Genomic DNA, 14,852 nt, shown 5'->3' with positions numbered 1-14,852 from the left:
ACTATATTTTGCGTTTCGTCAAATTTGAACCACAGTTTTTCGTGTATAATCTGCCATTTTTCACACAAACTACGTGTGTTTCTAGAGAAAGGACGGTATGCGTATGCAGGATTTTGATTCCCGGTCGCGTTCCCTGCGGGACGCGCTTTACGTCGGCAAGAGTTTTGATGTGCTCGATCGGCCGGTTTTCTTCGGCGGACGGCGCGCAGTTTTTACGCTGATCGACGGCTTCGTGAAAGACGAGCTGTTTGAGAAAATCATGGAGTTCCTCTATTCGCTCAAAGAAGACGACCCCTGCTTCGAGAGCGAAGAAAAATTTCTGGCCCGCGCGGTCCCTTACTGTGAAGCCGCGCTCGAGCCTGATCTGGATAAAGCCGTAACCGCCATACTCTCCGGCCAGACCGCGCTGCTCATCGAGGGGTTCTCCCAGTTCCTGCTGCTCGATATCCGCACCTATCCGCAGCGCGACACGGCCGAGCCGGAAAAAGACAAGGTGTTCCGCGGTTCGCACGACGGCTTCGTCGAAACTATGGTGCTGAACTGCGCGCTTATCCGCCGCCGCATCCGTTCGCCGCATCTGCGCATGGAGGCTTTCCAGATCGGCACGGCCAGCCAAACCGACATCGTCCTCTGCTATCTGGCCGACCGCGCGGATGAAACGCTGCTTTCCAAACTGCGCGGCAAGCTGCAAAACGCACGGGTCGACGCGCTGACCATGAACAGTGAAAGCCTGGCCGAGATCCTGCTGCCGCATAAATGGTATAACCCCTTTCCGCGCTTCAAATACACCGAGCGTCCGGACGCCGCCGCCGCGCAGGTGCTGGAGGGCGACGTAGTGCTGCTGGTCGACAACTCCCCCGCCGCCATGACGCTGCCCACCTCGATCTTCGATATTTTGGAGGAAGCCAACGATTACTATTTCCCGCCGCTGACCGGCTCCTACCTGCGGCTGACGCGCATGCTCGTACTCATCCTGATGCTGCTCATCACGCCTGTCTGGCTGCTTTTAAACCAGAATCCCGCGTGGCTGCCGGACGGCTTACGCTTCCTACTGCCCAGTGAAGCCCCGGCGGTGCCGCTCATCTGGCAGCTTCTCATTTTGGAGCTGGGCATCGACGGACTCAAGCTCGCCACGCTCAACACGCCCTCCATGCTGACCACCTCGCTGTCGGTCATCGCGGGCATTGTGGTCGGCGATTTCGCCGTGCAGTCCGGCTGGTTTTCCGCGGAGGCTATGCTGTATATGGCGTTCGTCGCGCTCGGGGGCTTCAACCAGCCCTCGTTCGAGCTCGGCTACGCCATCAAATTCATGCGCATCGGCCTGCTCGTCCTCACCGCATCGCTTAACCTTTGGGGCTTTATCGGAGGGCTTGTGCTCATCCTCGTCATCGTGCTTTCCTGCAAGACCTTTTCCGGCCACAGCTACCTCTATCCGCTCGTGCCCTTTGACGGCAAGCTGCTCAAAAAGAAGCTGTTCCGTCCCAGCATCAAAAACCAACGGTAACACGCAAAAACACGCGCAAGGGATGTGCACTTCCCTATGCGCGTGTTTTTTATGCAAAAGGCGGAGCGGAAACGCCCTGCGCCTTTGTTATTGGACTGCCCGGGAGCCTGCGCGGTATTCCGTCCCACAGGACCGGAGCAGATTTTCATATAGAGCCGATCTTGTTTGCGATCGTCTTTTCCGTTGCTCTGGTAATAGAATACCCGAATCCTATGTCCAAAGTTTGTAGAATTTTTGAAAGAACTGTTAACGTTTTACTGCATAAAAAAACGGCCGGGTTTTCACCCAGCCGTTTTCGGTTCTTATTTGAACTTTTTCTTCTTGGCGCGTGCAGCCTCAGACTTCTTACGACGCTTTACGCTCGGGCTTTCATAATGCTCGCGCTTGCGGAGCTCGGAAAGCGTACCCGCTTTTGCGCACGAACGCTTGAAGCGGCGCAGCGCGCTGTCAATAGACTCGTTTTCCTTAATGCGGACTTCCGACACAGTTTTCCCTCCCTCCGCGCGTTTCCCAGAGGGAAACACTTTGCACAGTTTCTGCGGGATATACCGCGCATAAAACCGTAAGAATATTATATCTGTTTTTACCGTCCCTGTCAACAGGAAAGTTTACCGGACAACCAGATTGACGATCTTATTCGGCACGACGATCTGCTTGACCATTTCCTTGCCCTCGATCGCGCGCTGCACTTTTTCTTCCGCGAGTGCCGCGTCGATCGCCGCCTGTTTGTCACAATCCCGCGGCAGCTTGATGGTTGCCTTTAGCTTTCCGCCCACCTGCACCGCGATCTCCACCGTGTCTTCCTCGGTCTTTTTCTCGTCGTACACCGGCCACGGTGAGACGGACAGCAGCCCCTCGCCGGCGATCTGCTGCCACAGTTCCTCGGTAATATGCGGCGCAAAGGGATTCAGCAGCGCCAGAAAGGCCTCATACTCCACCATATTGACGCCCTTATCGTAAAACTCGTTGAGCATGGTCATAAGCGCCGCGATCGCGGTGTTGGCCTTGAGGTTGTCCGCGTCCTCACCGACCTTTTTGATCGTGCGGTTCATCAGCACCTCATGCTGCGCCGAGTACGCCTCTCCCGGCTGCACCTTTTCGGCAAGCGCCCAAACACGCTCCAAAAAGCGGCGGCAGCCCTTGATCGATTTAGGGCTCCACGGCGCGGCCTTTTCAAAATCGCCGATAAACATTTCATAGAGGCGCATCGTATCCGCGCCGTACTCCGCTACAATATCGTCTGGATTGACGACGTTGCCGCGGGACTTGGACATTTTTTCGCCGTTCTCACCCAAGATCATGCCGTGGCTGGTACGCTTGGCGTACGGTTCCTTAGTAGGTACCACGCCGATGTCATATAGGAACTTGTGCCAAAAACGGGAATAGAGCAGATGGAGCGTGGTGTGCTCCATGCCGCCGTTATACCAGTCAACAGGCGACCAGTATTCGAGCGCTTCCTTGGAGGCGAGCGCCTTATCGTTATGCGGATCCATATAGCGCAGGAAGTACCAGGATGAACCGGCCCACTGGGGCATGGTGTCGGTTTCGCGTTTGGCCGGGCCGCCGCAGTGCGGACAGGTGGTGTTCACCCAGTCCGTCATCTTGGCGAGCGGAGACTCCCCATTCTCGGTCGGCTCGTAGGATTCCACGTCGGGCAGCGTCAAAGGAAGCTGGTCCTCGGGCACGGGCACCCAGCCGCACTTCTCACAGTACACCAGCGGGATAGGCTCGCCCCAATAGCGCTGGCGGGAGAACACCCAGTCGCGCAGCTTAAAATTGACCTTTTCATGGCCAAGACCCTTTTCGGTCAAAAACGCAATGATTTTCTTTTTCGCCTCCGCGACCGAAAGGCCGTTGAGGAAATCGGAATTGACAAGCGTGCCGGTCTCCACATCGGTGAATGCGGCGCTCTGCACATCGCCGCCCGCGATGACCTCGATAATCGGCAGGCCGAACGCCTTGGCGAAATCCCAGTCGCGCTCGTCGTGCGCGGGCACGGCCATGATCGCGCCCGTGCCGTAGCCCATCAGCACATAGTCTGACACGAAAATCGGGATCTGCTTACCGTTTACCGGGTTGATGGCCGAAACGCCGTCCAGCTTGACGCCGGTCTTGTCCTTGTTCAGCTCGGTACGCTCGAAGTCCGATTTGCGCGCGGCCTCTTCGCGGTAGGCACGCACCGCGTCAATATTTTTAAGCTTGGCAGCCCATGTTTCAACCGCCGGATGCTCGGGCGAAATAACCATGTAGGTCGCGCCGAACAGCGTGTCCGGGCGGGTGGTGTACACGGTCAGCTTATCGCCCTCAGTGGTCGCAAAATCGACCTCAGCGCCCGTCGAACGGCCGATCCAGTTGCGCTGCTGCGTCTTGACGCGCTCGATGTAGTCCACGTCGTCCAGATCGTCCAAAAGCCGCTGGGCGTACTCGGTAATTTTAAGCATCCACTGGCTCTTGTTCTTGTGGACGACCTCGCTTCCGCAGCGCTCGCATACGCCGTTTACGACTTCCTCGTTTGCCAGCACGCACTTACACGAGGTGCACCAGTTGACATTCATTTCTTTCTTGTACGCCAAGCCCTTTTTAAAGAGCTGGAGGAAGATCCACTGGGTCCACTTATAATAGTCCGGGTCGGTCGTATTGATCTCGCGCGACCAATCGAACGACAGGCCAAGCGCCTTGAGCTGGGACTTAAACCGCGCGATATTGTTCTTGGTCACGACCGCCGGATGGATATGGTTCTTAATTGCAAAATTTTCTGTCGGCAGGCCAAACGCATCCCAGCCCATCGGATAAAGCACATTATAGCCCTGCATACGCTTTTTCCGCGCAACAATGTCAAGCGCGGTATAAGAGCGCGGATGTCCCACGTGCAGTCCCTGTCCGGACGGATACGGGAACTCGACCAGCGCATAAAATTTCTCTTTGCTTTTGTCGTCCGACGCCTCGAAGCAGTGCGCGCCGTCCCAAGCGTCCTGCCATTTCTTCTCGATTTGCTTATGATCGTACTTCAACGGTGTTTCCCCCTAAAGTTTGGATTCTGTTAAAAAACGCGGGAACGCGGCGGGCACCATTTCCTGCGCCCGCCGCAATTGTTTTGCTTATTCGTCTTTCACGCCGATCTCATCAAGCGGTACGGCCGTGCCGTCCTTCCACAGGTTCTCCAGATTGTAGAACTGGCGCGCCTCGGGCAGGAAGACGTGCACCAGCACGCAGCCGTAATCCACCAAGATCCACTGGTTGGATTCATAGCCCTCGATATGGTGCGGCACGGTCTCGTAATCGTATTTCAGCCGCCACTCGACGTTGTCCGCCAGCGCCTTGACCTGGGTGGTCGAGGTCGCCGAGCAGATGACGAAATATTCAGTCAGCGTGGTGAGCTGTTCGATATGCAGAACCTGCAGGTCTTTGCCTTTTTTCTCGAGCAGCGCTTCGCAGATCGCTTTTACTGTTTGTTGTGCAGTCAATTCATGCACTCCTTTTATTTTTATCGTTTATGCTTCCGGATCGATCGAACCGCCGCCGGAAGTGTCCCCACCGGAGGCGCCGCCGCCGGACGGTTCCCCGCCCGAAGTGCCGCCGGAAGTGTCTCCGCCAGACGTGCCGCCGCCCGTTGTATCTCCGCCGGTTGTGCCGCCGGAGGTGTCTCCGCCTGCATTACCGCCACCCGTCGTATCTCCGCCAGAGGTATCGCCCCCGGAAGTATCACCGCCAGAGGTGCCGCCGCCCGTCGTATCTCCACCCGTTGTGCCGCCGCCGGACGGTTCCCCGCCCGTTGTACCGCCGCCGGATGGCTCGCCGTCCGTGCCTCCCTCCGGGTCTTCTCCGCCCGTGCTGTTGCCGGACGAGCTGTCGCCCCAGATATAATTGTCGTCGTTCGACGGCGAAGAGGAGCCGCCGCCACCGCCGCCGGAGCCACCCTCAGGCCCATCCACCATATCCAGCGTCTCGATCGGGGTCGCAAATGGATTGAAATACTGGTTGACCAGTTCGAGCGTCTCGTTGTAATACGGGAAGAAGAACGAATATTGGTATGGATCGCCGCCAGCGTAGCTCATCGCGCCGTAGCCGGGCAGGGTGAAGAATTGCAGGTTGTCGTTCTTGATCTGCATGGCCTGCATGCCCATCCAGAGGATCTGGCCGGCCGTAAAATCGGTCTTGACATTCTGGAACACCGCGTCCGCGATTTTAGGGATCTTCGGCACGTTTTTGAGCTGGAATACCTCGCTTGCGAGGTGTTTTAAGAACTTCTGCTGATTTTCAACGCGTCCCTCGTCACCGTTGGGATACTGCATCGAAAAATCGTTGTTGTGGCGCCAGCGCAGAAACTCGACCGTCTGCTTGCCGGTCAGATGCTGGTTTCCCGCATAGAGGTCGATATGCAGGTTCTGGCTGGGATCGTCGTACTGCATGCGGAATGGGATCTCATAATCCACGCCGCCGATCGCGTCGACGATCGCCGCGATACCATCAAAGTTGACGATGACGTATTTATCAGGCTGGAAGCCCATTAAACGCTCAATTTCCTTTTTGGTGCGCTCGATATCACCGCCCTTTTTCATGCCATAAGCGGCGTTGATCTTGCGCGACGCACCCGAATATCCGTTGTTGCACATCGTATCGCGCGGGATATTCATGACGTTGATCGTCTTTTTCTTGGTGTTCATCGTAGCGACCATGAGCGCGTCCGTGCGGGTCTGGTCCTCATCCACCGCGCCGACGACAAACGTAAACACATCGTCCACGCGCTGCCCGGAATTGAGCAGGCCGTTGATATCGACCGCGTCGCCGTTTTCCGTATCATGGATCGTCGGGTCGTTTTTGAACTCGGGCGGACGGATAAAGACCCACGCGGCCGTTGCAATTCCTGCGCACAGTACTGCCGCGATGACCGCTCCAATGATGATGCGCTTACGCTTTTGCCTCTTTGTCAGCGGCTTTTTGACCTTTCCGCCTTTCCCGCCGGCGGGTTTTGGCGCGGTAGCCTTATGGGAACCGCCGGACGCCGCCGCTTTTGGCGCGCTCTGCTGCGCGCGCGACGGGGCGCGGTTTGCTTTCCTGCGGCCTCCGCCGCCTCCAAACAGTTTCAAAGATTTCTGCCTCCAGTAGTTTCGGTCATGCGTCCCGCCAGCACACGCCCTGCCCCACCAGGTCGTTATACGCGGCAATGGTATCGCTGTGGATCAGCTTGCCCCGCCCGATCAGCTCAATCAGCGTCTGGTCAAAGCAGTATAGAAGCGCGCGGTCGATATCCTGTTCGGCCAGTTCCCGCGCTTTCTCAACGCCCGGGAAATCACGCGTGTCCTCAATATAATCGGCAAGATACAATATTTTATCGAGCAGGGTCATTTTAGCTTTACCCGTCGTATGGCAGGCGATGGCGTCAGCCACGTCCTGCGGCGCGCCGTATTCGTCCAGCGCGAGCGCGGCCGCGGTTTTTCCATGCAGCATTTTGGGCTCGTTTTTTTCAACGTTACACGGTATTATACCGTATTTCTCACATAAATTCAACTGTTCTTCTTTAGAAAGTTGCTTAGTCATATCATGCAAAACCGCCGCAAACGCACACTTTTCCGCATCGCCGCCATACCGCCCGGCCAAAAACTTTGCCGCGCGCTCACAGCCGAGCGTATGCTCAAACCGATAGCCGTGCAGCCGCGAGAGGATACCTTTCCGCATTTCGTCATTACACAACATAACCAGGACCGCCTTTCTGTCTTTTCATCGTTGTCTAAAACCCATATAGGTGTTTTTGCTCGATGTAATCAGCGACCGCGGGGGCTGTCAGCCTGCGCAGCTCGCCGCCCTGGCGCAGCTCGGTCGACGAAACCGGGAAAACGCCGCCCCGCACCAGTTCGATTTTGGCATGAAGTGTCCGCCGGAGCGCGTCCGCCTTTCGGCGCAGCGCGTCCCAGTCGTCCTGCTCGCGGGCGCATACCGCAAGCGAGGCCAACCGCGCGATCTCGTCCGGCGCACGCCAGACGCGGTCGAACGACAGCAGCATGTCGGTTCCCACGATCAGGGTCAGGTCGGTTTCGCCCGCGTTTTGCAGCGCGCGCAGCGTATCGACCGTATAGCTCGCGCCGCCGCGGTCGACCTCTATGGTCGACAGCACGGCCCACGGCTCGTCCTTTGTCAAAAGCCGCACCATTTCACAGCGGTCGGCTGCCGTCGCGGTGTCCTCGGGCAGTTCCTTGTGCGGCGGGATGTTGGTCGGGATAAACAGCACCTTATCCAGCGCGAGCGCGTTTTTGGCGTTGCGCGCGGCGGTCAGATGCCCCAGATGCGGCGGGTTGAACGTGCCGCCTAAAACGCCCGTCTTCATTTGACGAGTACGATCTTGCGCTTGTCCTTTTCACGCGCGGGTCGGTAGAGCACAAATTTCGCGCCGATGCACTGCACCGGGTCTGCGCCCGAAGCCTCGCAGAGCGCCTCGGATACCGTGCGCGGCGTGAGCATCGCGCTTTCGAGCACCTTGCCCTTGACCAGCTCATGGCTGTCCAGCAGTTCTTCGAGCTGGCGCTCGACCGCCTCGGTCACGCCCTCCTTGCCGATGATCAGCGTGTCGGGCAGCGTATTGGCCATGCCACGGAGCTGGGCGCGTTGTTTGGTTGTCAGCATAAATTTATTTCTCCTCAAATTCGTTTCTCAAGCGCCGCTTTCAGCTTTTGCAGCGCACGGGCGCGGTGGGATATCTGGTTTTTGACCGCAGCCGGCAGCTCGCCGAACGTGCAGCCATGCTCAGGGACATAGAAAACAGGGTCGTAGCCAAAGCCGCCCGCGCCCTGCATGCGGCGCGTGATCTCGCCCCCGCATTCCCCGCGCACGATGACCGCGTTCTGTTCTTCGCCCGGCCAGATGCAGCAGATGGCGCTGACAAAGCGGGCTTGGCGCTCACCGTCCGGCACAAGCGCCATGTTGCGCAGCAGGCGCAGGGTGCGATCTTCGTCGGATGCGCCCGGTGCGAGCGGCTCAAGACCTACCCGCAGGCCGTGCTTTTCTGCGTAATCAAAGTATTCTGCCGAACCGTAGCGCGCGGAATAAACGCCGGGAGCGCCGCCGAGCGCGTCGACGCACAGGCCGGAGTCGTCCGCGATGGCGGGCAGGCCGGTGAACAGCATAGCTGACCGCGCCTTGATGAGCGCGTTTTCCTCAAACGTCGTCCCGGTCTCCGCGGCTTCGGGTGCGCCTTCCGGCAAAATCTCGACCGCGGTTCCAAGCTCTCCGAGGATCGCTTCCATCTCGCGCAGCTTTTTCGCATTGTGGGACGCGAGCACAAATCTGGTCATACAATGTCCCCCGTGATTTTAGCCTGCGCCCTGCACAGACGGGCCACGCCCCGTTTACCGAGCGACAGCAACGTTTTCAGTTCACCATCAGAGAACGGACGGCCTTCGCCCGTGCCCTGCACCTCGATAAACTCGCCTTTCGAGGTCATTACAACGTTACAGTCGACAATGGCGTGGCTGTCCTCCGCATAGTTGAGGTCGAGCACCGCCTCATCCTCGAAAATGCCGACAGAAACCGCCGCGACCTGTGCCGAAAGCGGCATTTTTTCAATCACGCCCTCGTCCAGCAGCTTTTTGCATGCCAGCCACAGCGCCACAAAACCGCCCGTGATGGACGCGCAGCGCGTGCCGCCGTCCGCCTGAATCACATCGCAGTCAATAATGATCTGCCGTTCTCCGAGCGCCGCGCGGTCGACCACAGCGCGTAAGGACCGCCCGATCAGCCGCTGGATCTCGCTCGAACGCCCGTCCAGCTTCAAATTTTTAATATCGCGCTTTTTGCGCGTATTCGTCGCGCGGGGCAGCATGGAATATTCGGCGGTCACCCAGCCGAGCCCCTTGCCCTCCAGAAACGGCGGCACCTTTTCGTCGACGCTCGCCGTGCAAATCACTTTGGTATTCCCCATCTCGGCCAGTACCGAGCCTTCGGCGTGCATCGTATAGTGGGGCGTGATTTTCACCGGGCGCATCGCGCCGGGCTTTCTACCATCAGGTCTTTCCATTTATGAAATGCCTCCTTCAAGCGGAGGCAGCACGGCCTCCAGGAACGCAGAGCGGTCAAAATCGACCAGATCGTCGATCCCCTCGCCCACGCCGACTAACTTGACCGGGACGCCCAGCCCGCCGGAAATCGCGATGACGATGCCGCCCTTGGCCGTGCCGTCCAGCTTGGTCAGCACGATGCCGGTGAGCTTTGCCACCTTGTTGAACTCTTCCGCCTGATGCACGGCATTCTGCCCAGTGGTTGCGTCCAGCACGAGCAGTGTTTCGCGCGATGCGTCCGGCAGCTCACGAGCAATCACCCGGTCGATCTTGGCAAGCTCATTCATCAGGTTCTGCTTATTATGCAGTCGTCCCGCCGTGTCGATGATGATAATATCGCATTTCCGCGCCTTAGCGGCGGCGATCGCATCGAACACGACGGCGGCGGGGTCCGCCCCCTCGCCGTGGCGCACGATATCCGCGCCCGCGCGTTCCGCCCAGATCTCCAGCTGGTCGGCCGCCGCCGCGCGGAACGTATCCGCTGCCGCCAGCATGACCCGCTTGCCCTCCTGCACGTACCGCGCGGCCAGCTTGCCGATCGAGGTCGTTTTGCCGACGCCGTTGACGCCGATGACCAGTACGACCGCGGGGCTGCCCGAAACATCCAGCGGCTGATTTTCCAGCATGGTGTCGAGCAACGTATCCTTGAGCACATAGCGCAGCTCGAGCGCGGTGGTCACATTTTGCAGCTTGGCGCGTTTTTCCACCTCCGCGACGATCCCCGCCGCGCTCACCGCGCCGACATCGGACAGGATGAGCGCCTCTTCCAGCTCTTCGAGCAGGTCGTCGTCGATCGTGACGAAGCCCGCGAACACCTGGTCGAGCGAGCGCGTGACCGCGTCGCTCGTCTTGGCGAGGCCTTTTTTTATTTTATCAAATAATCCCATTGCGTATCTCCTACTTATCGAATCGTGCTGCCCAACCGTTTTTCCGCCTCGGCAAGGTTGAGCATCAGCAGCTTGGAAACGCCCTGCTCCTGCATAGTCACGCCATAGAGCATATCGGCCTCCTCCATCGTGCCGCGGCGGTGCGTGATGACGATGAACTGCGTTTTGTCGGCCAGCCGCCGGATATACTGCGCGTACCGCACCACGTTGACATCGTCCAGCGCGGCCTCGATCTCGTCGAGCACGCAAAACGGCGTTGGCCTGAGTTTCAAAATGGCAAAATACAGCGCGATCGCCACAAACGCTTTCTCACCGCCGGAAAGCAGCGTCAGCGTCTTGACCGCTTTGCCTGGAGGCGAAACGCGGATGTCGATGCCGCAATTCAGAATGTCCGACGTATCGGCAAGCTGCAGTTCCGCGTGGCCACCGCCGAATATCTCGCGAAACGTCTCACCGAAATAGGCGTTGAGCTTGGCAAATTCAGAAGCAAATATCTCTTTCATGTTCTGCGTGAGCTGTTCGATGACCTTATACAGCTCTTTCTGTGCCTTTTCAAGATCGTCTTTCTGCCCGCCGAGGAACGTGTAGCGTTCCAGTGCCTCTTTATATTCATCGACCGCGTCCAAATTGACATTGCCGAGCGTTTTCATGCGCGCGCGCAGGTTCTGCGCTTTCTCGCGCGCCGCGGGCACGTCGGGCAGCTCCTTGGCGGCTTCGGCAGCAGGCGTGGGGGTCAACTCATAGCTTTCCCACATTTTATCCAAAATCTGCGTTTGCTCATTTTTCAGCTGTGCGGCCTTATTTTCCAGCCGTGCGGCCTCGCGCTCAAGGTTCAGGATCTCCTCGGTCTTGCCCTGCGCCTGCCGGTCGACCGCGGCGCGCTCACCCTCGACGCGCTCGCGCTGGTTCACCTGCGCGGCAAGCTGCTCGCTGAGCTTCGTCGAAACCGCGCCCGTATCCTCTTTGGAGGATTCGGCGTGTGCCAATTCAGCCTCAAGCCGTCCGATCTCCGCTTCAAAGCCCGCGATGGCCTCATCGGTCCCGGTCACGCCCGCGTCCAGCTCCTTTTTGAGGCGTTCCAGATCGTCCCGCGCGCGTGCTTCGCTCGCGGCCTCTGAACGGTTTTCCGCGATCTCAGTCTGCAGCGCGGCCTCAAGCCGCATCGTTTCATTGAGCACAACGGCCAGCTCTTCAAGCTTATTCTGGCACGCGCCGACCCGCTCGTCCGCCGCGTCGAGTGCAGCCTGTGCTTCCGTTTGCCGCGCCTTGCAGGCCGCGATGGTATCCAAATATTGCTGTTTGGCTGCGGAAAGGTTGTCCCGCTCAAGCGTCAGGCCGTCAAACTGGACGGTCAGGCTCTCGAGCAGCGCTCCGTGCTGCGAAACCGACGCGCGCAGCCCCGCTTCATCCTGTTCGGCGCGGGCGCGCTCGGCTTCAATGGCCTTTAAATCGTAATCGAGCGCGGCCAGCTCTTCCTTGGCGGCAAGGCAGTCGCGTTCAGCCTGCTGTTGTTTTTGTTCCAGCTCAGAAACCTGCTCCCGCATGGCCTTAAGCTTGCCGGCGCGCGCGAGCGCGCCTGTGCCGCGCGAGGCTGAACCGCCCGTCATCGCGCCGCCGGCTTGCAGGATCTGTCCGTCCAGCGTGACGATGCGGAAGCGGTGCCCGTACGCCTTTGCAAGCGCGAGCGCCGCGTCCATGCTCTCTGCAATGACGGTGCGCGCGAGCAGGTTCTGCACGATAGCGGTATATTGGCTGCCGCATGATACGAGCCTGTCCGCCGTGCCGAAACAGCCCGGGCGGTTTTCCAGCCCGGTTTCCCGCAGCTGTTGGGGCTTGATAATATCTATAGGCAGAAAGGTGGCGCGGCCGCCGTCCGCCCGTTTTAAGTATTCAATGCACGCCTTGCCGGAAGCCGCCGTATCGACCACGATGCTGGACGCGGAGGCGCCGAGCGCGGTGTCGATAGCGGTGACGAACTGCTCCGGTACATCCAAAAGCGACGACACCGGTCCGTGTACGCCCTTTTGCGCGCCGCTCTCCGCCCGCTGCATAATGGTTTTGACCGAGCGCGAAAAGCCCTCGTAATCCTTCTGCATGTCGGACAGCATTTTGACGCGGTTTTTCGCGTCGGTCAGCGCGGCGGTGGCGCGCGCCAGTTCATTTGACAGCGCTTCGACCTTTTTACGGCGGCTATCCGCCTTGAGCGCCACACCCTGCGCCTTGTTTTTCGCGCCCGCCAAGGTGTCGAGGCACGCGCGCATTTGTTCCTCCAGCGCGGCGTGCGCCTGTTTTTCGGCGGCAAGCCGGGTCTCTGCCGCCGAAATATCGGCCGCGATGGTATCGTGCCGGCCATCACAGCTTTGAAGCCCGGTCTCTGCCGCGGTGCGGTCGAGCGCGAGACGGTGCAGCGCATCCTGCCTGTCCTTCCGTTCGGCTTGCGCCTCGCGAAGCGCCTGTTCGGCCCCGGCACGGCTCTCCCCGGCTTTCTCCGCCTCCTGCTTGCCCGCCTCCTGCTTGGCCAGCAGACCCTCGAGCTGCGCGCCGAGCAGCTCGATGCGGCTTTCGCGCGCCGCGAGCTGTGCGCCGAGCGACTGCGCCTGTTCGGCGCGCTGCGTACTTTCGTGCCGCGCGCGCTCGATATTGTCCCGGTTGTTCTGGATATTGGCTCGCAGCACCGCCGCGCGGCTCGCCTGTTCGGCGACGCGCTGCTCGGTCTCGCGGAGCTGCTGCCGCAGGCGGTCTGCCTCTCGGTCGATCTCACGCATGTCGCCGGCAAGCTGCTCGGAACGCGCGTAAAGGCCGTCCTGCGCGGCGCGCGCCTCGTCCAGTTGCTGCGCGCATACGGCGGCATCGTTTTCCGTTTTTTCCTCGTCCTCTTTGAGCTTTTGCAGTCCCAACAGCCAAAGCGATATCTCCAGCACGCGCAGCTCGTCGCGCAAAAGGAGGTATTCCCTTGCTTTCTCCGCCTGCTTTGCAAGCGGCCCAACCTGCCGTTCCAGCTCGGCGTATAGGTCGCGGATGCGGGTCAGGTTGTCCTCGGTGGCGGTGAGCTTACGCTCGGCCTCCTCCTTGCGGTACCGGAATTTGGTGATGCCCGCGGCCTCCTCGAAGATCTCGCGGCGATCCTCGCTTTTGAGCGACAGGATTTCGTCGATACGACCTTGGCCGATGATGGAATAGCCGTCGCGTCCGAGGCCGGTATCCATAAACAACTCATGGATATCCTTTAAGCGGCAGTGGACGCGGTTGATATAATACTCGCTTTCGCCGGAACGGTAGTACCGGCGGGTGACCATAATATCGGTATAGGCAGAGCGGAACGCGCCCTCGGAATTATCCAGAATGAGCGAAACCTCGGCAAAGCCGACCGGTCCGCGCTTTGCCGTTCCGCCAAAGATGACATCTTCCATCTTGGCGCCGCGAAGGCTGCGCGAGGACTGTTCGCCGAGCACCCAGCGGATGGCGTCCGAAATGTTGGATTTGCCAGAACCGTTCGGGCCGACGATGGCGGTCAGGCCGCCGAGGAATTGGATTTCAGTTTTATCTGGAAAGGACTTGAAGCCCTGCAAGATCAGGCTCTTTAATACCATACGGCACCTCTGCTTATACTGTTGGGTACAGTTTACCACTTTTCGCCTTGCTTTTCAATGCGCATACAGCAATTTTACAGCCTGTTCACGCTTTCCGCAAAGACGGCGGCGGGCGCGGACGGCATCCCGTCCGCGCCCGCGCGCGTCAGCCCTCTCCCATCAGTTCGAGCGCTTTCTTGGCCGCCATCTGCTCGGCCTCTTTTTTGCTCCGCCCCTCGCCCATGGCGAATACGTTGGAGTTTAGCAGCAGCTCCATCGTAAAGCGCTTGTCATGGTCGGGGCCGGATTCGCTCGCCAGACGGTATTCCAGCGTTTCCTGCTTGTTTTTTTGCACGATCTCCTGCAGCATGGTCTTATAATCTTTGAATGCGCCGCCCTCGATCGCGATCTCCACCTTTTTCGGGATAAAGCGCAGAACGAATGCGCGTGCGGGCTCGATGCCGCCGTCCAGATAGATCGCGCCCAGCAGCGCCTCGGTCGCGTCGGCCAAGATGGACGGCCGTTCCCTTCCGCCGCCGGTCTCTTCGCCGTGCCCCAGCTTGATGCGCGCCGGGATGCCAAGCTCTTTGGCAATCTCACACAGCGCGCCCTCGCATACGACCGCCGCGCGCAGCTTGGTCAGCCCGCCTTCGGGTAGATCCGGATAAGCGTTCATCAGATAGTCCGCCGTGACGAAGCCGAGCACCGAATCGCCCAAAAATTCCAGGCGTTCGTTATGGTGCAGATGGCTGCCGCGGTGCTCGTTGGCATAGGATGAATGCGTCATCGCCGTATTCAGCAGCGTTTCGTTCTTAAATTGGTACTCCATATTCAGCATGCTTGC

General features: G+C 59.3%; 13 protein-coding genes. 1 reads left to right on the top strand and 12 read right to left on the bottom strand.

Going from position 1 to position 14,852, the window contains the following annotated elements:
* Window positions 1–103 precede the first annotated feature (103 nt).
* On the top strand, window positions 104–1,504 hold the full coding sequence (locus SO058_RS06250) for a spore germination protein (RefSeq protein ID WP_320842131.1): 1,401 nt from the start codon (window positions 104–106) through the stop codon (window positions 1,502–1,504).
* Window positions 1,505–1,806: 302 nt separating this feature from the next.
* Here the strand turns inward: SO058_RS06250 and rpsU are convergent, their stop codons facing one another.
* The 12 genes from rpsU to rnc form a co-directional block, all read right to left on the bottom strand.
* Window positions 1,807–1,989, bottom strand: coding sequence for a 30S ribosomal protein S21 (gene rpsU, locus SO058_RS06245; RefSeq protein ID WP_283674899.1), 183 nt, complete (start codon window positions 1,987–1,989; stop codon window positions 1,807–1,809).
* 123 nt (window positions 1,990–2,112) lie between these two features.
* A complete protein-coding gene (leuS, locus tag SO058_RS06240) occupies window positions 2,113–4,515 on the bottom strand; it encodes a leucine--tRNA ligase (protein WP_320842130.1) in 2,403 nt (800 codons plus the stop codon).
* Between the two features lie 87 nt (window positions 4,516–4,602).
* Entirely contained in the window at window positions 4,603–4,968 is a 366-nt protein-coding gene (gene rsfS, locus SO058_RS06235) for a ribosome silencing factor (RefSeq protein ID WP_320842129.1), read from the bottom strand.
* A 27-nt stretch (window positions 4,969–4,995) separates the two neighbouring features.
* Window positions 4,996–6,591, bottom strand: a complete 1,596-nt coding sequence (locus SO058_RS06230) for an LCP family protein (RefSeq protein ID WP_320842128.1) — start codon at window positions 6,589–6,591, stop codon at window positions 4,996–4,998.
* A 25-nt stretch (window positions 6,592–6,616) separates the two neighbouring features.
* Window positions 6,617–7,198, bottom strand: a complete 582-nt coding sequence (gene yqeK, locus SO058_RS06225) for a bis(5'-nucleosyl)-tetraphosphatase (symmetrical) YqeK (protein WP_320842127.1) — start codon at window positions 7,196–7,198, stop codon at window positions 6,617–6,619.
* A 34-nt stretch (window positions 7,199–7,232) separates the two neighbouring features.
* The gene (gene nadD / locus SO058_RS06220; protein WP_320842126.1) at window positions 7,233–7,826 is read right to left on the bottom strand and encodes a nicotinate (nicotinamide) nucleotide adenylyltransferase; all 594 of its coding nucleotides are present in this window, start codon (window positions 7,824–7,826) and stop codon (window positions 7,233–7,235) included.
* Window positions 7,823–8,122: a YhbY family RNA-binding protein gene (locus tag SO058_RS06215; RefSeq protein ID WP_320842125.1), complete on the bottom strand. Its 300-nt coding sequence runs from the start codon at window positions 8,120–8,122 to the stop codon at window positions 7,823–7,825. Before SO058_RS06215 ends, nadD begins: the two co-directional genes overlap by 4 nt.
* A 14-nt stretch (window positions 8,123–8,136) precedes the next feature.
* The gene (rdgB, locus tag SO058_RS06210; RefSeq protein ID WP_320842124.1) at window positions 8,137–8,790 is read right to left on the bottom strand and encodes an RdgB/HAM1 family non-canonical purine NTP pyrophosphatase; all 654 of its coding nucleotides are present in this window, start codon (window positions 8,788–8,790) and stop codon (window positions 8,137–8,139) included.
* Window positions 8,787–9,512, bottom strand: a complete 726-nt coding sequence (gene rph, locus SO058_RS06205; RefSeq protein WP_320842123.1) for a ribonuclease PH — start codon at window positions 9,510–9,512, stop codon at window positions 8,787–8,789. Before rph ends, rdgB begins: the two co-directional genes overlap by 4 nt.
* Window positions 9,513–10,439, bottom strand: coding sequence for a signal recognition particle-docking protein FtsY (gene ftsY / locus SO058_RS06200; protein ID WP_320842122.1), 927 nt, complete (start codon window positions 10,437–10,439; stop codon window positions 9,513–9,515).
* Between the two features lie 14 nt (window positions 10,440–10,453).
* Window positions 10,454–14,029, bottom strand: a complete 3,576-nt coding sequence (gene smc / locus SO058_RS06195) for a chromosome segregation protein SMC (protein ID WP_320842121.1) — start codon at window positions 14,027–14,029, stop codon at window positions 10,454–10,456.
* Between the two features lie 145 nt (window positions 14,030–14,174).
* Window positions 14,175–14,846, bottom strand: coding sequence for a ribonuclease III (gene rnc, locus SO058_RS06190; RefSeq protein ID WP_320842120.1), 672 nt, complete (start codon window positions 14,844–14,846; stop codon window positions 14,175–14,177).
* Between the last annotated feature and the right edge of the window lie 6 nt (window positions 14,847–14,852).

The organism is Agathobaculum sp. (assembly GCF_034098985.1).
Lineage (GTDB): Bacteria > Bacillota > Clostridia > Oscillospirales > Butyricicoccaceae > Agathobaculum.
This window is presented reverse-complemented; position numbering and strand designations above follow the sequence as displayed.